Origin of the sequence: Micromonospora sp. NPDC002296, assembly GCF_040296145.1 — a bacterium.
Taxonomy (GTDB): Bacteria; Actinomycetota; Actinomycetes; order Mycobacteriales; family Micromonosporaceae; genus Micromonospora.
Genome location: NZ_JBEOWQ010000021.1, coordinates 1 through 20,299 on the forward strand (window position 1 = coordinate 1; position 20,299 = coordinate 20,299).

The following is a 20,299-nucleotide window of genomic DNA, read 5'->3' on the forward strand; positions in this document are numbered from 1 at the left end:
GGGCAGCGGTGGACGCGGATCGCCGCCGGCATCAGGGGCGTGACGGAGGAGACCACGACCGGCGTGCACCGGCTCTACGAGATGCACCGCAGCGGTGCTCTGCTCTTCCCGGCGATCAACGTGAACGACTCGGTGACGAAGAGCAAGTTCGACAACAAGTACGGCTGCCGTCATTCGTTGATCGACGGTATCAACCGGGCCACCGATGTGTTGATCGGCGGGAAGATGGCCGTCGTGCTCGGTTACGGCGATGTGGGCAAGGGTTGCGCCGAGTCGCTGCGTGGTCAGGGTGCCCGGGTCGTGGTGACCGAGGTCGACCCGATCTGTGCGCTTCAGGCGGCGATGGACGGTTACCAGGTGGCGACTCTGGATGACGTGGTCGGGCAGGCGGACATTTTCGTCACCGCCACGGGCTGCTTCGATGTGATCACCAATGAGCACATGGCGCGGATGAAGCACCAGGCCATCGTGGGTAACATCGGTCACTTCGACAACGAGATCGACATGGCGGGTCTGGCCAAGCGTTCGGATGTCGAGCGGGTGAACATCAAGCCGCAGGTCGATCTGTGGAAGTTCGCCGACGGGCACTCGATCATCGTGTTGTCCGAGGGTCGGTTGTTGAACCTGGGCAACGCGACGGGGCACCCGAGCTTCGTGATGTCGAACTCGTTCGCGAATCAGACGATCGCGCAGATCGAGTTGTTCACCAAGCCTGAGGACTACCCGATCGGTGTGTATGTGCTGCCGAAGCACCTGGACGAGAAGGTGGCCCGGCTGCACCTGGGCGCGCTCGGCGCGAAGCTGAGCACGTTGACCAAGGAGCAGGCCGCTTACCTGGGCGTCTCGCAGGAGGGCCCGTTCAAGCCGGAGCACTACCGCTACTGAGCCGCACGGAGGGACCGGGTCGGCCGCGCTGCGGCGGCCCGGTCCCTTCGCATGCCGGCCGAGGCGGTCCCGCCGCGTGGCCGGGTGACATCGCCGTGGACAACTTGACGAGTTCATGGAACGGGAGGAAGGTATGGCTGCCCTAAGTTAGTCGAGGCAGCCTTACCGGATCACGGAGTCCCGATGTTTGCCACCTACCTGATCGGCCTGCGGGAGGGCCTGGAAGCGACCCTGGTGGTCAGCATCCTGGTCGCCTTCCTCGTGAAGTCGCAGCGCCGGGACCGGCTTCCCCAGGTGTGGGCTGGCGTCGGCCTCGCGGTGGCCCTCTCGGTGCTGTTCGGCTGGCTGATCGAGTACACCTCGACCTCGCTGCTGGCCCGCTCCGAGGACCGCGAGCTGTTCGAGGCGGTCACCTCGGTCGCGGCTGTCGTCTTCGTCACCTGGATGATCTTCTGGATGCGCCGGGCCGCCCGGACGATGGCCGGTGAGCTGCGCGGCAGACTGAGCGAGGCGCTCGCGGTCGGCTCCGTCGCGGTGGCCGGGATGGCCTTCCTCGCGGTGATCCGGGAGGGCCTGGAGACCGCCCTCATCTTCTACTCCGCCGCCCAGGGCGCGGCCGGGGACAGCGGGCCGCTGCTGGCTTTGATCGGCGGCATCGTCAGCGCCGTGGCCATCGGCGTGGGCCTCTACTTCAGCGCCCTGAAGATCAACCTGTCCACGTTCTTCACCTGGACCGGTGCCCTGCTGATCCTGGTCGCCGCCGGCATCCTCAAGTACGGCGTGCACGACTTCCAGGAGGCCGGCGTGCTGCCCGGCCTGAACGACCTGGCCTTCGACATCACCGGAGTGCTCGACCCGGGCACCTGGTACGCCGCCCTGCTCGCCGGGATGTTCAACGTCACCCCCGCGCCGAGCGTGCTGGAGACGGTCGCCTGGGTCGCGTACGCCCTGCCGGTGCTGCTGATCTTCCTGCGCCGGCCGGCCGCCCCGGCCCGGCCCGCCACGAACACCGCCGCCGAACCCTCCGGCCCGGCGGCCCCCGGCACCGACTCTTCCACCACCAGCGGAACCGGGCCGGCGACCGCGTCGCCGCGCGCCTGACCTCACGAGGAGAAACTCCTGATGCGTACCACCCGCTTCCTGGCGCTGGCCGCCACCGGCGTGCTGGCCACCACCGGCGTCGCCGCCTGCGGCGGAGCGGAGAAGGACGGCGCAGCCGGCGACGGGGGCCCGATCACCGTCAAGGCGACCGACACCGCGTGCGAGGTCGGCCGGACCGACCTGCCCGCCGGCCAGACCTCCTTCAAGGTCACCAACTCGGGCGCCAAGGTCACCGAGTTCTACGTCTACGCGGCCGGGGACCGGGTGATGGGCGAGGTGGAGAACATCGCCCCCGGGCTCAGCCGTGAGCTGCGCGTCGAGCTGCCCGCCGGGACGTACGAGACGGCCTGCAAGCCCGGGATGATCGGCAAGGGCATCCGGGGGGCGCTGAAGGTCAGCGGCACCGCCGCGACCGTCGCTCCCGACGCCGCGCTGGCCGAGGCCACCGCGAGCTACCAGCGCTACGTCAACAGCCAGACCGCCGCCCTGCTGACCAAGACCGAGGAGTTCGTGGCCGCGGTCAAGGCCGGCGACGTGGCGAAGGCCAAGGCGCTGTACCCGGTGGCCCGGACCTACTGGGAGCGGATCGAGCCGGTGGCGGAGAGCTTCGGCGACCTCGACCCGAAGATCGACGGCCGCGAGGAGGTCATCGAGGAGGGCATGGAGTTCACCGGCTTCCACCGGATCGAGAAGGACCTCTGGACGACCGGCGACATCAGCAAGGACGGCCCGGTCGCCGACCAGCTCCTGGTCGACGTCAAGGCGATTGTGGCCAAGGCCAACGCCGAGAAGCTCACCCCGCTCCAGCTCGCCAACGGCGCGAAGGCGCTGCTCGACGAGGTCGCCAGCGGCAAGATCACCGGCGAGGAGGAGCGTTACTCGCATACCGACCTCTGGGACTTCAACGCCAACCTGGAGGGCTCGAAGGCGGCGATCGCCTCGCTCCGCCCGGCCCTGGAGCAGCGCTCGCCGGAGCTGGTCGCCCAGCTCGACAAGGAGTTCGCCAACGTGGAGACCGCGCTCGGCAAGCACCGCGACGGGGACGGCTGGAAGCTGCACACCGCGCTGAGCAAGGCCGAGCTGAAGGAACTCTCGGACAGCATCAACGCGCTGGCCGAGCCGATCAGCAAGGTCGCGGCGGTCGTCGCCCGGTGACCGATCGCCCCGGCGGGCGCAGCGACGAGCAGAGGAGGGTGACGGCATGAGCGGGAACCAGGTGTCCCGGCGGAGGGCGATCACGCTCGCCGGCGCGGGCGTCGCCGGGGTGGCCGGCGTCGCCGTCGGGGCCGGCGCGCTGGCTCGCGGCGGGGGCGACCGCGCCGCCGCCGATGCGGGCGCGGCGGCCGGCGCGGTGCCGTTCCACGGTGAGCACCAGGCTGGCATCACCACCCCGGCCCAGGACCGGCTGCACTTCGTCGCGTTCGACGTCGTCACCAAGGACCGGACCCGGCTCGTCGAGCTGCTCCAGGACTGGACGGCCGCAGCCGCCCGGATGACCGCCGGGCGGGACGCCGGAGTGATCGGCGCGGTCGGCGGCGTTCCCGAGGCACCGCCGGACGACACCGGGGAGGCCCTCGGGCTCCCCCCGTCGCAGCTCACCCTCACCATCGGCTTCGGCCCGACGCTGTTCCGCGACGCCCAGGGCAAGGACCGGTTCGGCCTCGCCGACCGCCGACCCGCCGCGCTGGCCGACCTGCCGCATTTCGCCGGGGACGCGTTGCGCCCGGAGCTGTCCGGCGGGGACCTCTGCGTCCAGGCCTGCGCCAACGACCCCCAGGTGGCGGTGCACGCCATCCGGAACCTGGCCCGGATCGGCATGGGCGTGGTGACCGTCCGGTGGTCGCAGCTCGGCTTCGGGCGCACCTCGTCGACGTCCCGGGGGCAGGCCACCCCGCGCAACCTGTTCGGCTTCAAGGACGGCACCGCCAACCTCAAGGCCGAGGACGCCGGGCTGCTGCGCGAGCAGCTCTGGGCCCAGCCGGGCGACGGGCCGGATTGGATGACCGGCGGGTCGTACCTGGTCACCCGGAAGATCCGGATGCTGGTCGAGACCTGGGACCGCAGCTCCCTGGTCGAGCAGGAGCAGATCGTCGGGCGGACCAAGGGCAGCGGTGCCCCGCTGGGCCGGGGCGACGAGTTCGACGAGCCCGACCTCGCCGCGAAGGGCGACGACGGTCGGCCGCTGCTCGCCGAGACCGCGCACGTCCGGCTGGCCCACCCGAGCCAGCACGACGGCGCGCGCCTGCTGCGCCGGGGCTACAACTTCGTGGACGGCTCGGACGGGCTGGGCCGGCTCGACGCCGGGCTGTTCTTCATCGCCTACCAGCGGGACCCGCGCAAGCAGTTCGTGCCGATCCAGACCCGGCTGGCCCGCCACGACGCGATGAACGAGTACCTGCGGCACGTCTCCAGCGGCATCTTCGCCTGCCCGCCCGGGGTGCGCGACGGCGGTGACCACTGGGGTCGAACGCTCTTCGGCTGAGCCGGCCGGCCCGACCCTGCCGGCGTCGGGCCCGGCCCGCGTGGGCGTGCCGCCCGGCCCGCGTGCCGGCGGGTCAGTCGCCGGCCCCGGCGCCGTGCGGCCCACCCCCGGCCTTCGCCGGGGCCAGCTCCGGCCACAGCGTCGCGCTGCGCGCCCGGGCCCGGTGCAGCCGGTGGGTCGCCCGGCGGTGCCGCTCGGCCAGCACGGTGGCCAGGCACACCCCCTCCGGTACGCCGGCCGGCGGCGGCGGGGTCGTCACGGCTGCCACCTCCGCCCAGAGCGCCTTGGCCAGCCGGGACCGGGCCGGCTCGGCGAACCGGTGCGCCCGGGTGACGTACTGCCGGACGGCCAGCGCGAGGTCGTCGTCGAGGCGGGTCAGGTCCAGCGCGTACGCCCAACCGGCCAGCGCCGGGGCCAGCAGCGGGGCGGGCCGCCAGGCGGTGGCGACGCGGGTGTGCACCACCATCGTGCCGGCCACCAGGTCGCCGAGCCGCCGGCCCCGCCGGTCGGTGAGCATCACCGCCACGCTCGCCACCCAGCTCAGCAGGGGCAGCACCAGGCCGGGCCACTCCACGGCCACCCCGACCAGGGCCCGGGTCAGCGACTGCCGCAGCCCCACCGGCCCGCCGTCGACCCGCACCACCCGCAGCCCGACCACCAGCTTGCCGGGCGTGCGGCCCCCGGCGAACCGCTCCCACAGCGTCGGGTAGCCGACCAGGACCAGGATCACCCCGACGGTCCGCAGTGCGCTGCCGAGCGCCGCGTCCGCGAGCCCGGCGGGGAACGCGGCCACCGCCGCCGACAGGCAGACCACCAGGACCACCGCGATCCCCGCCTGCACCACCAGGTCGAGCAGCAGCGCCAGCACCCGGGAGCCGATCCGGGCGGCCCGGACGTCCAGCGCCACGGCCTCGCCGCTGACCAGGCCGGCGTCCCCACCGGACGCGGCGGCGACCGGTGCCGGTGGTTGCGCGTTCACCAGCACAGTGAACACTATGGTCGCCGGACGGGGGAGGACCAGTGGATCTCGACGCGTACGTCGCCGAGCACCGGGGCGGGTGGCGCCGGCTGGAGGAGCTGTCGGGCCGGCAGCGACTCTCCGCCGCCGAGGCCGACGAGCTGGTCGCGCTCTACCAGCGGGCCGCCACCCACCTGTCCGTGCTGCGCAGCCGCTCGCCCGAGCCCGGGCTCGTCGCCGAGCTCTCCCAGCTCGTGCTGCGGGCCCGGGGCCGGATCACCGGCCGGCCCCGCCCGTCGTGGGCCGCCGTCGGGCGGTTCCTGCTGGTCGGTTTCCCCGGGGCGGTCTACCGGGCCTGGCCGTGGTGGTGCGCGGTGGCGACCGGCTTCAGCCTGCTCAGCGGCTTCCTCATCTGGTACGTCGCCGGGCACCCGGACAGCGCCGCCGCGTTCGTCGGCGAGGAGGCCGCCGCCGAGCTGGTCCGGTCCGGGTTCGCCGGCTACTACACCGAGTTCTCCGCGCCGACCTTCGCCTTCCACCTGTGGACGCACAACGCCTGGCTGGCCGCCCAGTGCCTCGCCTCCGGGGTGCTGGTCGTGCCGGTGCTGTGGCTGCTCTGGCAGAACGCGCTCAACATCGGGGTGGTCGGCGGGGTGATGGTCTCCTACGGCCGGGCCGACGTGTTCTTCGGCATGATCACCCCGCACGGCCTGCTGGAGCTCACCGGTGTCTTCGTGGCCGCCGGGGTCGGGCTGCGCACCGCGTGGGCGTGGATCGCGCCGCCGCCCCGGCTCACCCGGGGCCGGGCGGTGGCTGAGGCCGGCCGCTCCGCCGTGCTGGCCGCGGTGGGCCTGGTCGGCGTGTTCGCGGTCTCCGCCGGCCTGGAGGCGTTCGTCACCCCGGCCCCGCTGCCGGCCGCGCTCCGCATCGGCGCCGGCGCGGCGGTCTGGCTCGCCTTCCTCGCGTACGTCGTCGTGCTCGGCCGCCGGGCGGTCGGTGGGAGCGGCGTCCGACCGGGCACCACCGCCGGGTCCACGATCGACGCCTCGGCGCTCAGAGCCGGCCGAGGGACTTGAGGCGGAGGTAGGCGTCGGCCACCTCGGGGGCCAGCCGGTCCGCCGGGGCGTCCAGCACCGTGACGCCGTACCGGGTCAGGGCGGCGCGGAGGCGGTCCCGCTCGGCCAGGGCACGCCAGGCCGCCGCGGCGGCGTACGCGTCGGCGGGCCGGCCCGGTGCGGCGGTGGTCAGCGCGGTGAGCACGGGGTCGTGGGTCGCGGCGATGATCACCCGGTGCCGGGCGGCCAGCCGGGGCAGCACCGGCAGCAGCCCCTCGCCGAGCGCCCCGGCCTCCAGCGCGGTGAACAGCACCACCAGGCTGCGTTGCCGCTCCCGGCGCAGCACCTCGCCGGCGATCAGCACGAAGTCGGTCTCCACCAGCGCCGGCTGGAGCGGGGCGACCGCGTCCACCAGCCGGGCCAGCAGCGCCGGCCGGCCCGCGCCGGTCACCGCGGTCCGGACCACGGCGTCGGCGGCGATCAGGTCGACCCGGTCGCCGGCGCGGGCGGCCAGCGCGGTGAGCAGCAGCGCGGCGTCGAGGAAGGTGTCCAGCCGGGGCTCGTCGCCGATCCGCGCCGCCGAGGTCCGCCCGGTGTCGAGGACGCAGACCAGCCGCCGGTCCCGCTCCGGGCGCCAGGTACGCACCAGCACGTCGGAGCGCCGGGCGCTGGCCCGCCAGTCGATCGAGCGGACGTCGTCGCCGACGACGTACTCGCGCAGCGTGTCGAACTCGGTGCCCTCGCCCCGGCCCCGGGTCACCTGGGTGCCGTCGATCACCCGCAGCCGGGCCAGCTTCTCCGGAAGGTGCCGGCGGGAGTCGAAGCGGGGCAGCACCCGCAGCGTCCACGCCGGGGTGGCGGGGCGGCCGGCGCGCTGCCGGAACGCCAGCCGCAGCGGCCCGTACGAGCGGACGGTCAGCGCGACCGCCGGCCGGTCGCCGCGCCGCGCCGGGGTGAGCCGGGTCGGCAGGTCGACACCCGCCCCCGGATCCACCCGGACCACCTGCTCCGGCGGCACGTCCGGCTGCGCTCCGGCCGACGGCACCCACTCGTCCCGGACCCGGGCGCGCAGCGTACGGGCCGAGGCGTTGGTCAGCCGCAGGGTGACGGTGGCGGTGCCGCCGAGCCGGACCCGCCGGTCCCCGTCCCGGTCGGCGGCGATCCCGGCCGGCGGCGCGGCCAGCGCCCAGTCGACGGCGGTCAGCGCGAGCACGGCCACGGTCATCAGGGCCACCCCGACGAACGGCGCCGGCCACAGCGGCAGGGTGGCGGCACCCGCCCCCAGCAGCGCCGCCGCCCGCCAGGTCATCGCGGCGTCGGCACGGTGGCCAGCACCGTGTCCAGCACCGCGTCGACCCCGACCCCCTCCAACTCCACCTCCGGGCGCAGCCGCAGCCGGTGCCGCAGAGTGGGGCGGGCCACGGCCTTCACGTCATCGGGGGTGACGTGGTCCCGGCCGGCCAGCCAGGCCCACGCCTTCGCGGTGGCGAGCAGGCCGGTCGCGCCCCGGGGGGAGGCGCCCAGCTCCAGCGCCGGCACGGCCCGGGTGCCCCGGCACAGGTCCACGACGTAGCCGAGCACCGGTTCGGCCACGTACACCCGGCCGACCGCAGCCCGGGCGGCGGCCAGGTCGTCGGCGGTGGCCACCGGCCGTACGCCGGCCGCGGCCAGGTCGCGCGGGTCGAACCCGGCGTGGTGCGCCCGGAGCACCCCCAGCTCCTCGTCCCGGCTGGGCAGCGGCACGGTGAGCTTGAGCAGGAACCGGTCGAGCTGCGCCTCCGGCAGCGGGTAGGTGCCCTCGTACTCGACGGGGTTCTGGGTGGCGGCCACGATGAACGGCTCCGGCAGCGGTCGGCGCTCGCCCTCCACCGACACCTGCCGCTCCTCCATCACCTCCAGCAGCGCGGACTGGGTCTTCGGCGGGGTCCGGTTGATCTCGTCGGCGAGCAGCAGGTTGGTGAAGACCGGCCCCTCGCGGAAGGTGAACGCGGCGGTGCGCGGGTCGAAGATCAGCGACCCGGTGACGTCGCCGGGCATCAGGTCCGGGGTGAACTGCACCCGCTTGCTGGTCAGGTCGAGGGCGGCGGCGACGGTCCGGACCAGCAGCGTCTTGGCCACCCCGGGCACCCCCTCCAGCAGCACGTGCCCCCGGCAGAGCAGGGCGAGCACCAGGCCGGTGACCACGCCGTCCTGCCCGACGACCGCCTTGGCCACCTCGGTGCGCAGCCGGTGCAGGGCGGCGCGGGCGTCGTCCGGGCCGGCGGTCGGCGGCTCGACGGTTCCGGCGGGTCGGGTCACCGGGGGTCCTCCTTCGGCGGGGCGGGGCGGGGTCGGGGGACGGCCGCCGGCCGGTCGGGGCCGGGCGGGTCGGCCGGCGGGTCGGCGGCGGCCGGTGGGTCGGGGCGGGGCGGGTCCGGTGGACGCGGGCCGGCGTCCGCCCGGGCCGCCTCGGGCGTCCCCGCGACGGTACGGGTCAGCAGGTCCAGCGAGCGGGCCAGGTCCAGCAGCTCGCGGTCGGTGGTCGGCTCGTCGCCGTACAGCAGGTCGTGGGCCTGCGCGGCGGTGCCGCCGGCCCGCCCGGCGACGGCGGCGGCCACCGCGTCGGGGGGCGGTTCGGCGGGCAGGCTGAGCCGGGGCAGCAGCCGGGCCAGGGCGGCGGAGCGCAGCGTGTCGGCGGCCGGGCCCCGGGCGCGGGCCCGTTGGTAGAGCCGGGCCCGGCCGAGCACCGTCTCGGCCGAGCGGACGGCCACCGGCAGCGGTTCGGCCACCGGCGGGCCGAGCCGGCGGGCCCGCCAGAGCACCAGCAGCAGCGCGGCCAGGGCGAGCTGCGTCAGCAGGGCCCAGAACCAGGCGGGGAAGGCCGCCCAGAGCGGGTTGGGCGGGGACTGGCCGTCGGCGGCGGAGCCCTCGTCGCCGGACGCACCCGGTCCGTCGTCGCCGCCGGACGGCCCGTCGCCGCCGGACGGCCCGTCGCCGCCGGACGGCCCGTCGCCGCCGGACGGCCCGTCGTCGCCGGTCCCGTCGCCGGGGCCCTCGAGATCGGCCGGCCAGCTCGGCCCGTCGGTGCCGCCGGGGTCGGGTGGGGGCGGGGCGGGGCCGTCCAGGTCGAGCCAGACGACCCGGCCGGTCGTGCCCAGCAGGCCGGCGGCCAACTCCCGGTTGCCCCGCTCGTCGATCCGGTCGTTGCGGAACGGGTCGCTGGCCCCGATCACCACGGTCTCGGTCGACCAGGGCACCCGGGCCAGCCCGGCGGCGTAGCAGCGGTCCACGGCCGCCCCGGACCGGCCGGGCGGGACGGCGTAGCGCTGCCGCTCGGCGGCGGCGACCCCGGCGCGGTCCGCCTCGGACAGCGCGCAGGGCCGCCCGTCGGAGTCCGGGCCGACCGCCCGGGCGGCCCACCGACGGCCGGCGGGGACCAGGGGCAGGCCGGTGGCCTCCAGCACCTGCCGGGGCGGGTCGACCAGCACGAGTCGGGTCCGGCCGGGCAGGTCGCGCAGCGCGCCGAGGGTGTCCGGGTGCAGCAGTCCCGGCGCGGGCACGAAGAGCGTCGCCCGGCCTGCGGTGGCCAGCATCGCCCGCAGCGGGTCGGTCTCCCGCTGCACGACGACGCCCCGGTCGCGCAGCTCGTCGGCGAGCCGGCTGCCGCCGTCCGCGTCGGTGGCGACCGGGGAGAGGAATCCCGGCTCGGTGGGGTCGGGCTGGTCCACGGCGTGGGTGACCACGGTGATCGCGATCAGCAGCCCGGCCAGTCCCAGCGGGATCGCCAGCCGATGCCAACGCCGGCGGCGCGGCGCCGGTGCTGTGGGCGTTGGGGCGGCGGGCGCCGGTGCGGTGGGCCCGATGTGGTGCGGCACGGTGGTCACGCCCGCTCACCGCCCTGCGGGGCCGGGGCCGTAAGGACCAGGTGCAGCTCCGCGGCCAGCTCCCGCATCCGGTGGTCGTGCTCGGCGGCGGCCGGGCGCTGGGCGTACCAGAGGTCGGAGAAGATCGCGGCGGCGGCGGCGAGCGGCGGGCCGACCGGGGGACGGCGTGCCGTGGCGGCCGAGGTCAGCTCCGCGACCGTCATTCCCGGGCGCTGCTCCACCACCCGCCGGGCCACCAGTTCGCCGAGCATGCCGCGTAGCCGCTCCCGGACCGCCTCGGCGTAGCGGCCCTGCGCCGCCAGCCGGTCGGCCAGGGGGCCGGCCCCGTCCGGCGGGGCGGCGTCCGGCGCGGGCGCCGCCGTCCCGGTGGTGGCCGGGCCGGTGCCCCGGTGCCCCCGGGCCCGACGGAGGCGGGGCAGCCGGAGCCGGGGCAGGCGGCGGGGCACCCAGGCCGGGTGGTGGTACCAGCCGAGCGCGACCAGCCCGGCGGCCAGCAGCAGGAGCAGCGCGGCCAGCGGCAGCGGCAGGTGGTCGCCCAGGGCGGCCGTGGTCTCGGTCCACCACCGGCTGAGGCTCACCGGTCGGCCGCCAGCAGCGCCGGCTCGCCGAGTCCCGCCGGGGCCCGGGAGAGCCGGATGTCCAGCCCCTCGGTACGCATCCGGCCCTCCAGGTGCAGGACCGCGTCGAGGCAGGCCAACGCCGGGTAGGCGACGCCGTTCACGCCGGCCCAGATCACGCCGGAGACCGGCACGGCCCAGGCCGGGTCGGTGAGGGCCGCGAGGCCCAGCGCGCGCAGCCCGTAGAAGACGCCCAGGCCCAACCCGACCCGGACGATCCACCAGGTCAGGTAGCCGAGGAGGCGGACGGCGGCGGCCCGGCAGCCGGTGCGCAGCGCGAGGGCGGCGGCGCGCAGCGGCGCCCGGGCGGCGGCGACCCGGTCCACGACCAGCGCCGACGCGACCGAGCCCAGCAGCGCCCAGGCGACCACCCAGCCCGGCCCGAGCAGGGCCGCCACGAGCATGACCGTGCCGACCCCGGCGGCCAGCAGCGCGGTCGCCCCCGGCCGGGCCCCGGCGGGCCGGACCAGCTCGCCGGGGCCGGCGGTACGGCCCAGCAACGCCGCCCCGGCGGCCCGGGCGGCCGGGTTGCCGAGCAGCAGGACGATCACCGCCTCGGTGGCCGCCCCCACCGCCAGCAGCCCCCAGTACGGGGCGAGCTGGCCCGGCTGGAAAGTGAAGCCGGGCGGCCGGGCCCCGGCGGCGACCCGCAGCGGGTGCAGCAGGAACTGCTCGGCGGTGGCGAGGACGAGCGCGGCCGGGATCAGCACCCGGGCGTGCCCGCGCAGCAGCAGGACGGCGGAGTCGAGCAGCTCCCCGACGGTCAGCGGCCGGCGCGGGAGCACGGCGGTCGGGCCGGCGTCTGGCACGCGTACTCCCCGGGGACGGCTGGCGATGGCCGGGGCTCGGCGGCACCCGCACCGGTCATGGTGACACGACCCCGCGCGCTGGACGTGCGGTGGACGGCCAACCGGCAGTACCGTGCCGGGTGACGCCGATCCTGGCGAACCGCCGACGCCGTCAGGGTGACGCCGGTCCCACCGAGACGAACGGGGATGGAAGTATAAATCCCATGAGAGCCCGGGTACTGGTGGTCGACGACGACCCCGCGCTCGCCGAGATGCTCGGCATCGTCCTGCGCAGCGAGGGCTTCCTGCCCTCCTTCGTCGCCGACGGGGAACGGGCGCTGGCCGCGTTCCGGGAGAGTCGGCCCGACATCGTCCTGCTCGACCTGATGTTGCCCGGAATGAGCGGTATCGACGTGGCCCGGGCGATCCGCGGCGAGTCCGGCGTGCCCATCGTGATGCTCACGGCGAAGAGCGACACCGTCGACGTGGTGCTCGGGCTGGAGTCCGGCGCCGACGACTACGTGGTCAAGCCGTTCAAGCCCAAGGAGCTGGTGGCCCGGATGCGGGCCCGGCTGCGCCGGGGCGAGGACGTGGCGCCGGAGATGCTGACCATCGGGCCGCCCGGAAACCAGATCAGCATCGACGTTCCGGCGCACACCGTCAGTCGCAACGGCGAGGAGGTGAAGCTGACGCCGCTGGAGTTCGACCTGCTGGTCGCGCTCGCCCGCAAGCCGCGTCAGGTGTTCACCCGGGAAGTGCTGCTGGAACAGGTCTGGGGATACCGGCACGCCGCCGACACCCGGCTGGTCAACGTGCACGTGCAGCGGCTGCGGGCCAAGATCGAGCCGGACCCGGAGCGACCGGAAATCATCCTCACCGTCCGGGGCGTGGGCTACAAGGCCGGCACCGGATAGCCTGGGTCGCACTGTGACCACCTCCCCGACGTCCGGTCCCTCACCAACGGTCACCCGCCGGCCACCCGCCGCGCGGGAGCTGTGGCGCGTGCTGGCCGGGAGGGTGGCCCGGCTGGCGGCCGGCGTGCGCCAGACCTGGCGCCGCTCGCTGCAGGTCCGGGTGGTGACCATCACGCTGGTCACCTCCAGCCTGCTCGTCGGCGGGTTCGCGTACCTGATCGCCGACAAGATCACCAACATCCTGGTGGAGAACGCCGAGACGGATGTCCGGCTCCGGCTCAGCAGCGGCAGCGACTACGCGGCCAAGCAGTTCAGCCTCTACAGCCAGGCGCAGGAGGCCCAGCTCCAGGACACCATCGACGGCACGGTCAACTACCTGGCCGGCGGGGACCCGCAGCAGACCAGCGGGGTGGTGGTCGGGATCATCGCCGACGACTACCCCGGCATCATCGAGCCGCGCTTCTCCCCGGACGTGGAGGTCGGCCCGCTGATCAGCCGCGAGCTGCGGGCCACGGTCGCCGGGGGCAAGATCGCCAGCCAGATCCGCACCGGCCGGCTGGCCGCCGACACCACGAAATACCTGGTGTACGGCTCGCCGGTGCCGACCCGCTTCGGCCAGGTGGAGTTGTATTACCTGGTGCCACTGACCCGCCAGGCCACCACGGCGGCGGACGCCCGGGCCACCGTGGTGGCCACCGGGGCGGCGCTGGTGCTCCTGCTCGGCCTGCTCGCGGCCCTGGTCACCCGGCTGGTGGTGACGCCGGTGCGGGTGGCCGCCCGGACGGCCCAGCGGCTCTCCGCCGGCCTGCTCGACCAGCGGATGGTGGTCAACGGCGAGGACGACCTGGCGTTGCTGGCCGCGTCGTTCAACCAGATGGCCACCAACCTGCAACGGCAGATCCTCCGGTTGGAGGAGATGTCCCGGTTGCAGCGCCGCTTCACCTCCGACGTCTCCCACGAGCTGCGTACCCCGCTGACCACGGTCCGGATGGCCGCCGACCTGATCTTCGCCGAGCGGGACGAGTTCGACCCGGCGGTGGCTCGCAGCGCCGAGCTGCTCCAGGCCGAGCTGGACCGGTTCGAGGAGCTCCTCACCGACCTGCTGGAGATCAGCCGCTTCGACGCCGGGTTCGCCATGCTGGACGCCGAGCCGACCGACCTGGTGCCGGTGGTGCACCGGGTGGCCGACCGGCTGGCCGGGCTGGCCGAGCGGGTCGGGGTGACCATCGAGCTGGACGTGCCCGACGCCCCGGTGATCGCCGAGGTGGACCCGCGCCGGGTCGAGCGGGTGCTGCGCAACCTGGTCGGCAACGCCGTCGAGCACGGCGAGGCCAAACCCGTCCTGATCACCCTCGGGCACGACCAGACGGCGGTCTCGATCACCGTCCGGGACCACGGGGTGGGGCTCAAGCCGGGCGAGGAGAAGCTGGTCTTCAACCGGTTCTGGCGGGCCGACCCGTCCCGGGCCCGGCAGACCGGGGGCACCGGCCTCGGCCTGTCCATCAGCCTGGAGGACGCCCGGCTGCACGGCGGCTGGCTGGAGGCGTGGGGCGCGCCGGGCCAGGGCGCCCAGTTCCGGCTCACCCTGCCGGCCCGGGCCGGCGACCGGCTGACCACGTCCCCGCTGCGGCTGGTCCCCGGCGACGCGGCCCTGCCGTTCGGTGGCCCCCGGGACGGCGGGCTGCTCGCCATCGGCTCCGGAACCGGGGGCGCGCCGGCCATCGGGCCCGCCCCGGCGACCGGCGACCGCGCGGAGGTGGGGTCGTGACGCCGCGCCGTCGGCTCGCCGCGACCCTCGCCGGGCTGCTCCTGCTCACCGGGATCACCGGCTGCGGCATCCCCAAGGAGTCCGAGGTCAGGGTCGACGGGCAGGTGACCGCCGCCAGGTCCGGCTCGTCGAGCTACCGCCGGGACGAGCCGCCGGGCCCCGCCGCCAGCGGCACCGACCGCAAGGCCTTCGTCACGAACTTCCTCTCCGCCGCCGCCGGTGAGGCGGACCGGGCCTACTACCGGGTCAAGCAGTTCGTCGCCCCGGACGGGCGCAGCCGGATCCAGGAGAAGCAGCCCAGCGAGGTGGCTCTCGCCGTGGTGCGACTGCGCGAGACGCCGGAGATCACCGAGACCACGGACGGCATCAAGGTCACCCTCCGGGTGCAGCAGATCGGCCTGTTGCGCGCCGACGGCATGCTGGTGCCGCCGGTGGCCACCGACACCGAGTACCGGTTCAAGCTGAGCGCCGCCCAGGAGGACAAGCCGGACGCCGGCTGGTACGTCAAGGACCCGCCGCCGAACGTGCTGCTGCTCAGCGACGACGCGCTGCGGCAGTACTACCAGCCCCACACCGTCTACTTCTGGAACACCGACCGCACCCGGCTGGTGCCCGACCAGCGCTACCTGCCCCTGGCCGTGCCGGACGAGCGGCGGGTCACCGAGGTGGTGAAGTGGCTGACGGCCGGGCCGTCGGAGTGGCTGGGATCGGGGACGCGCCGGCTGCCGGACGGCACCCGGCTGATCAACAACGCGACCGAGTCGGACGGGCAGTGGGAGGTCAACCTCGACATGCCCGTCGACGCGGACGAAAAGCGGGTCGAGCAGTTCGTCGACCAGCTCGCCTGGTCGCTGCCGGAACTGGACGGCCAACTGGAGCTGAAGATCCACAACCAGTCCCGGAAGAAGGTGCCCGACCTCGCCGCGCACCGCCGGGCGAATCCGGCGTACCCGGTCACCGGCGACCCGCAGCGGTTCTGCGTCTACGACGGGGCGGTCCACCCGCTCGCCTTCGCCGGCGAGGCGAGCGGCCGGGTGCCGGTCACGGCGGCGTACAACAAGGGTGTCGTGTCGGCCGGGTTCAGCCGCTCCGACGACACTGTGCTGGCCGCCCTGGTGACCGCCGGGCCGGACCAGCGGCAGCGGCTCACGGTCGGCGCCGGGGCGGAGCCGGTCAGCGTCTTCCAGCGCAACCCCCAGTCGTACACCTCGATGGGCCGGCCGGTCTGGCTGCGCTCGCCCGACCCGGAACGCCCGCAGGGGCTGGTGGTGGCCGACGGCCGGCTCTACCGGTTCGACGGGAACGCCCAGCTCCGGCTGCTGCCGCTGACCGTCGAGGGCGAGGTGACGGCGGTGGCCGCCTCGCTGGACGGGCACCGGATCGCGGCGATCGTCGGAGGCGGCCTGTACGTCGCGGCGGTCAACCTGAACGGCGGTGTGGTCTCCGTGGGCCCGGCCCGTCGGCTGGTCACCTCGCTGACCGATCTCTCCGCGGTCGACTGGGCGACGGAGAACAGCCTGGACCTGGCCGGGTCGGTGGGGCGCCCGGCGGTCTACCAGATCAGCGTGGACGGGGCCCTGGAGACGGCGCTGCGCAACGACGTCGGTGCCCGGGTGACCCACCTGTCGACGTACCCGCTCAACCCGGTGGTGCCGTTCTCCAGCGGGAACCTGATGTACGAGGCGAACGGGGTGGCGTACCGGAACAACCCGTTCGACACCATCAAGCGGGACCAGGTGCTGGAGGTGACCCCGCCGCCGGCCGGGGTGCGGGCCGGCAACCCGACCGCCCCGTTCTTCCTCTACTGAGCGGGCGCGGTGCGCGGCGTCGGCGGGCTCTGGGCGGACCTCACCGACCTGGTGCTGCCGGTGGAGTGCGCCGGCTGCCGGGACCGTACGGCTACTGTCCGGCGCGGGTTCTGCCCCCGCTGCGTGGCGGCGCTGGAGGCGCTGGGCCCCCGCCCCGTACGTCCGACCCCCGCCCCGGCCGGCCTGCCGCCGTGCGTCGCTCTCGGCCCGTACGCCGGGCCGCTGCGGGAGGCGCTGCTGGCGTACAAGGAGCGGGGCCGGCACGGGCTGGCCCGGCCGCTGGGTGGGCTGCTCGCGGAGGTGGTGGCCGACGCGGTGGGCGGGACGAGGCCGGTGCTGCTGGCCCCGGTGCCGGACACGGCGGCGGCGGCCCGCGCCCGGTACGGCGACCACCTGGACCGGCTGGCCCGGCACGCGGCGGTCCGGCTGCGCCGGGCCGGGTGGCCGGTGCGGGTGGTCCGGCCGCTGCGGGCGCTGCCCCGGCCGGACTCGACCACCCTGGACCGCGCCGGCCGCGCCCGGGCGGTGGAGTCGGCGTTCCGGCCCCGCCCCGGCGCGGGGCCGCCCCGGCCCCGCGCCGGCGTGCCGACGCCGGTGGTCGTGCTGCTCGACGACATCGTCACCACCGGGGTCACCCTGGCCGCCGCCGGTCGGGCGCTCAGCGCGACCGGCCTGTCACCGCAGGTCGCCGCAGTGCTCGCCGCGACCGAGAAACGGCGTCATTGATGACGTTTCGTGTTTTGTGTTTCACCCGACCGTGTCCATCCTGTGAAAGTTCTGAGCCTTTCCGCGGCGGGGGGTGACTCGCGGACGAACAAGGGTTAGCGTTTTCGTGTCGGGGGTAGGAAGGCATTCCCACCCGCCCCCGGCGGTGAGAGGAGGCGGAGCCGCACTGACCCGGTCGACGCCGCACGGGCTTCCCAGAGGGCGAGCCGGCCGGGATTTCCGAATCGAAGGCCGTCCGAACAAGGGAGGTCACGTGGACATCGTGGTCAAGGGCCGCAACGTCGAGGTTCCGGATCATTACCGGGTGCACGTAGCCGAGAAGCTCGCGAAGATCGAACGTTACGATCACAAACTTATTCGTGTTGACGTCGAGTTGTTCCACGAGCGCAATCCACGCCAGTCCGACCATTGCCAACGGGTCGAGATAACGTGCGTTTCCCGTGGTCCGGTGATTCGGGCCGAGGCCTGCACCGACGATTTCTACAGCGCGCTCGACGCCGCGATCACGAAGCTGGACAACCGGCTGCGCCGGGCGGCGGACCGCCGCCGGGTCCACCGGGGCCGGCACGCACCGATCTCCGTCGCGGCGGCCACCGCCGACCTGCCGGTGGCGGATCTCGGTTCCCCCGTCGCGGCCCTCGACGGCTCGCGAACGGCCACCGCCGTCGCGGAACGGGTCGAGGAGGAGCACGACGACCAGCCCTGGCACATCGCCCGGGCGAAGGTCCACCCCGCCGAGCCGATGACCGTCGACGACGCGCTGTTCCAGATGGAACTGGTCGGGCACGACTTCTACCTGTTCCACGACAAGGAGTCCGGCCGCCCCAGCGTCGTCTACCGCAGACACGCCTACGACTACGGAATCATCTCCCTCGACGCCTGACCCCGACCGGCCGTTCCCCGTTGACCCGTACGGGTCAACGGGGAACGTCGGTGGCGAGCCGGGCGTAGATGTATGAGTCGACCCGGATGCCGTCCGGGCCGGGCAGCCGGCCGCGCAGCAGGCCCTCGCGGGAGAACCCGGCCTTCTCCAGCACCCGCTGCGAGGCCACGTTCTCGGGGCGGGTGCCCGCCCAGATCCGCGCGATCCCGATCTCGTCGAACGCCCAACCGACGACGAGGCGGGCCGCCCGGGTGGCCAGGCCCCGGCCCCGTCCGGCGGGCAGCATGCTGTAGCCGATCATCGCCTGCCCGGTCGACGGCTCGTCGTGGTGCAGCGAGCACCCGCCGACCAGCTCGCCGGTCGCCGCATCCACAATGGCGAGGTCGGCGGCGAGCCCGGCCAGCCAGCGGCTCCCCGCCAGGCGGCAGCGCCGCTCGATGTCGGCGAGCGACGGCGGCTCCGGCGGGACCCGGTTGGCGACCACCTCGGGCCGGCGGTGCAGCCGGTACATCCCCTCCACGTCGTCCGCGCCGACCGGGCGCAGGGTCACCACGCCGTCGGTGAGCCGGCCGCCGGGCAGGTCGGGCAGGGTCCGGGTCACGGGGCCGGGCGGGTCGTCGGCCAGCCGAGCCCAGCAGACCCGGTCGTGCCGGCTGCCGTCGCGGGCCGGGGCCGCCTCGCGGCGTACCCCCTCGTGCCGGAAGCCGGCAGCGAGCGCGACGCGCTGGCTGGCCGTGTTCTCCGGGTGGGTGAGCAGCTCCAGCCGGGCCGTGCCGTGTGCGAACGCCGCCGCGGCCAGCGCCCGGGTCGCGGCGCTGGCCACCCCGCGCCCGCGTGCCCACGGCGCGACCCAGTAGCCGATCTCCGCCTGCCCCCGCGCCGGAACCGGGTTGCTCAGGCCGATGCTGCCGAGCAGCCGGTCGGTCGCCGGGTCCGCGATCGTGTACGCGGCCCCGCCGGTGGCCCAGGCCGCCGGGGCGCCCTCGGCGACCCACCACCGGGCGTCCGCCTCGGTGTACGGGCTGGGCAGGCCGGGCAGGAACCGCTGGGTGATCGGGTCGGAGCAGGCCGACGCGGTGTCCGCGACGTCGTCGACGTGGGACGGCCGCAGCCGGACCCCCTCGGCCTCGACGGTGTCGGGCAGCGCCCTCATGCCAGGTCCCCGGGGAGCAGGGCGGCTACCCAGAGGTCGCCGCGGGTGCCGTCGCGGGTGGGCAGCGCGGTCCGGGCCACGCCCTCCATGACGAAGCCGGCCTTCTCCGCCACCCGACGGGAGGCGGTGTTGCCGACCAGCGCCCGCCACTCGATCCGGGCCAGGCCGAGGGTGGTGAAGCCCCAGGCGGCCAGGGCGGCGGTCGCGGCGGGCATGTAGCCCCGGCCCCGGGCGTGCGACGCGGTCATGAAGCCGACCATGCCCTGCACCGGGTCGGCGGCGGAGATCCGCAGGTCGATCGAGGCGAGGTACCGGTCGTCGCTGTCGGCGACGGTGAAGTACGCCCCCGTACCGCGCGCCCACGTCGCCTCGGCGACGTCCCGCTTGAACCCCTCGGCGTGCGTCCGCTCGTACGGGGCCGGCACCGTGGTCCACTCGATCGTGTGCGGGTCGCGGCAGGTTTCGGCGATCGCGTCCAGGTCGCGCTCCTCGATCGGCCGCAGCCGCAGCTCCCCGGCCCCGACGGTGGCGAACAGGGTGGGCTGCGCCCGGCCGAAGACGGCGGCCCGCCGGGCGTCCAGGGTTCCCGGTCCGGCCGGCCCGGGGGCCCCCGGCGCGGGCAGCTCGCCGGGGAACAGGGAGCCGATCCAGCCCTCCCGCCGGCCGTCGGGCGTCGGGTGGGCCAGCCGCAGCTCGCCCTCGACCAGGAAGCCGGCGCGCAGCGCGGCCAGCCGGGAGGCGTGGTTGCCGATCTCGGCCTGCCAGAGCAACCGGCGCAGCCCGAGCGCGTCGAACGCCCACCGGGAGACGGCCCGGGTGGCCCGGGCGGCGACGCCCCGGCCCCGGGCCCAGGGGGCCACCCAGTAGCCGATCTCACCGGTGCCGGCCGCCTTGTCCAGCGCCACCAGGCCGCAGGAGGCCAACAGTTCCCCGGTGGTGCCGTCGCAGACGGCGAACGGGGCACCGGTGCCGTCGCGCCAGGCCGCGGTGCTGAGTTCGGTGACGAACCCGTGGGCGTGTTCGGGCAGGTACGGGCGAGGTACGGTGGTCCAGCGCTGGATGTCCGGATCCTGGCAGGCCCGGTGCACAGCGTCAGCGTCGGTCGCCTGCCAGGGCCGCAGCAGCAGGCCGTCCTCGGTGAGTTCCATGGGTTCCACCCGAGCCATCGTGCCGGACCGTTCGCGCTGGGCGTAACCGGATATCCCGCCGCCGGCCCGCGGTCCGAGCGTTATGTCGGTTTCGGCCGATCGGACCGCCGCCACCAGTGACCATCGGGCCGACGGAGCGCCTACGATGGG

Annotated in this window: 18 protein-coding genes; 10 read left to right on the top strand and 8 right to left on the bottom strand. The window is 75.1% G+C overall.

Features of this window, described 5'->3' with window-relative positions; all coding sequences use genetic code 11:
• From ABT023_RS17715 to efeB, 4 genes are all read left to right on the top strand, one after another.
• Positions 1-885, top strand: an 885-nt coding sequence (locus tag ABT023_RS17715) for an adenosylhomocysteinase (protein WP_350886674.1), incomplete at its 5' end; no start/stop codon positions are given.
• 183 nt (positions 886-1,068) lie between these two features.
• Positions 1,069-1,986: an iron uptake transporter permease EfeU gene (gene efeU, locus ABT023_RS17720; RefSeq protein WP_350886676.1), complete on the top strand. Its 918-nt coding sequence runs from the start codon at positions 1,069-1,071 to the stop codon at positions 1,984-1,986.
• Between the two features lie 21 nt (positions 1,987-2,007).
• Positions 2,008-3,141 (top strand): iron uptake system protein EfeO, encoded by a 1,134-nt coding sequence (gene efeO / locus ABT023_RS17725; RefSeq protein ID WP_350886679.1) that lies wholly within the window; start codon positions 2,008-2,010, stop codon positions 3,139-3,141.
• 46 nt (positions 3,142-3,187) lie between these two features.
• A complete protein-coding gene (efeB, locus tag ABT023_RS17730; RefSeq protein ID WP_350886682.1) occupies positions 3,188-4,468 on the top strand; it encodes an iron uptake transporter deferrochelatase/peroxidase subunit in 1,281 nt (426 codons plus the stop codon).
• Between the two features lie 73 nt (positions 4,469-4,541).
• Here efeB and ABT023_RS17735 read toward each other — a convergent pair whose 3' ends face one another.
• On the bottom strand, positions 4,542-5,447 hold the full coding sequence (locus tag ABT023_RS17735; protein ID WP_350886685.1) for an RDD family protein: 906 nt from the start codon (positions 5,445-5,447) through the stop codon (positions 4,542-4,544).
• Between the two features lie 41 nt (positions 5,448-5,488).
• On the opposite strand from ABT023_RS17735, the gene ABT023_RS17740 reads away from it, so the two are divergent.
• The gene (locus ABT023_RS17740) at positions 5,489-6,502 is read left to right on the top strand and encodes a stage II sporulation protein M (RefSeq protein ID WP_350886688.1); all 1,014 of its coding nucleotides are present in this window, start codon (positions 5,489-5,491) and stop codon (positions 6,500-6,502) included.
• On the opposite strand, the gene ABT023_RS17745 is transcribed toward ABT023_RS17740, so the two are convergent.
• The 5 genes from ABT023_RS17745 to ABT023_RS17765 are packed head-to-tail and all read right to left on the bottom strand — an operon-like array spanning position 6,480 to position 11,770.
• Positions 6,480-7,790, bottom strand: a complete 1,311-nt coding sequence (locus ABT023_RS17745; protein ID WP_350886691.1) for a DUF58 domain-containing protein — start codon at positions 7,788-7,790, stop codon at positions 6,480-6,482. The two genes, ABT023_RS17740 and ABT023_RS17745, sit on opposite strands and share 23 nt — an antisense overlap.
• Positions 7,787-8,779, bottom strand: coding sequence for an AAA family ATPase (locus tag ABT023_RS17750; RefSeq protein WP_350886694.1), 993 nt, complete (start codon positions 8,777-8,779; stop codon positions 7,787-7,789). The genes ABT023_RS17745 and ABT023_RS17750 overlap by 4 nt, the downstream gene beginning before the upstream one ends.
• A complete protein-coding gene (locus tag ABT023_RS17755; protein WP_350886697.1) occupies positions 8,776-10,344 on the bottom strand; it encodes a DUF4350 domain-containing protein in 1,569 nt (522 codons plus the stop codon). The genes ABT023_RS17750 and ABT023_RS17755 overlap by 4 nt, the downstream gene beginning before the upstream one ends.
• Complete coding sequence (locus ABT023_RS17760) at positions 10,341-10,922, bottom strand: DUF4129 domain-containing protein (protein ID WP_350886699.1); 582 nt, start codon at positions 10,920-10,922, stop codon at positions 10,341-10,343. The genes ABT023_RS17755 and ABT023_RS17760 overlap by 4 nt, the downstream gene beginning before the upstream one ends.
• Positions 10,919-11,770: a hypothetical protein gene (locus ABT023_RS17765; RefSeq protein ID WP_350886702.1), complete on the bottom strand. Its 852-nt coding sequence runs from the start codon at positions 11,768-11,770 to the stop codon at positions 10,919-10,921. Before ABT023_RS17765 ends, ABT023_RS17760 begins: the two co-directional genes overlap by 4 nt.
• 203 nt (positions 11,771-11,973) lie before the next feature.
• On the opposite strand from ABT023_RS17765, the gene mtrA reads away from it, so the two are divergent.
• The 5 genes from mtrA to hpf all read left to right on the top strand — a co-directional run bounded on the left by mtrA (position 11,974) and on the right by hpf (position 17,848).
• Entirely contained in the window at positions 11,974-12,663 is a 690-nt protein-coding gene (gene mtrA, locus ABT023_RS17770) for an MtrAB system response regulator MtrA (protein WP_350886704.1), read from the top strand.
• A gap of 13 nt (positions 12,664-12,676) precedes the next feature.
• Positions 12,677-14,431 carry an MtrAB system histidine kinase MtrB gene (gene mtrB / locus ABT023_RS17775; protein WP_502890702.1) on the top strand — a complete coding sequence of 585 codons (1,755 nt, stop codon included), beginning with the start codon at positions 12,677-12,679 and terminating at the stop codon, positions 14,429-14,431.
• Complete coding sequence (locus ABT023_RS17780) at positions 14,428-16,239, top strand: LpqB family beta-propeller domain-containing protein (protein WP_350886706.1); 1,812 nt, start codon at positions 14,428-14,430, stop codon at positions 16,237-16,239. Before mtrB ends, ABT023_RS17780 begins: the two co-directional genes overlap by 4 nt.
• A 9-nt stretch (positions 16,240-16,248) precedes the next feature.
• Entirely contained in the window at positions 16,249-16,965 is a 717-nt protein-coding gene (locus tag ABT023_RS17785) for a ComF family protein (protein WP_350886708.1), read from the top strand.
• Positions 16,966-17,218: 253 nt separating this feature from the next.
• On the top strand, positions 17,219-17,848 hold the full coding sequence (gene hpf, locus ABT023_RS17790) for a ribosome hibernation-promoting factor, HPF/YfiA family (protein ID WP_350886710.1): 630 nt from the start codon (positions 17,219-17,221) through the stop codon (positions 17,846-17,848).
• Positions 17,849-17,882: 34 nt separating this feature from the next.
• On the opposite strand, the gene ABT023_RS17795 is transcribed toward hpf, so the two are convergent.
• Both ABT023_RS17795 and ABT023_RS17800 read right to left on the bottom strand, forming a co-directional pair.
• Positions 17,883-19,001, bottom strand: coding sequence for a GNAT family N-acetyltransferase (locus ABT023_RS17795; protein ID WP_350886712.1), 1,119 nt, complete (start codon positions 18,999-19,001; stop codon positions 17,883-17,885).
• The gene (locus ABT023_RS17800; RefSeq protein ID WP_350886714.1) at positions 18,998-20,167 is read right to left on the bottom strand and encodes a GNAT family N-acetyltransferase; all 1,170 of its coding nucleotides are present in this window, start codon (positions 20,165-20,167) and stop codon (positions 18,998-19,000) included. Before ABT023_RS17800 ends, ABT023_RS17795 begins: the two co-directional genes overlap by 4 nt.
• Between the last annotated feature and the right edge of the window lie 132 nt (positions 20,168-20,299).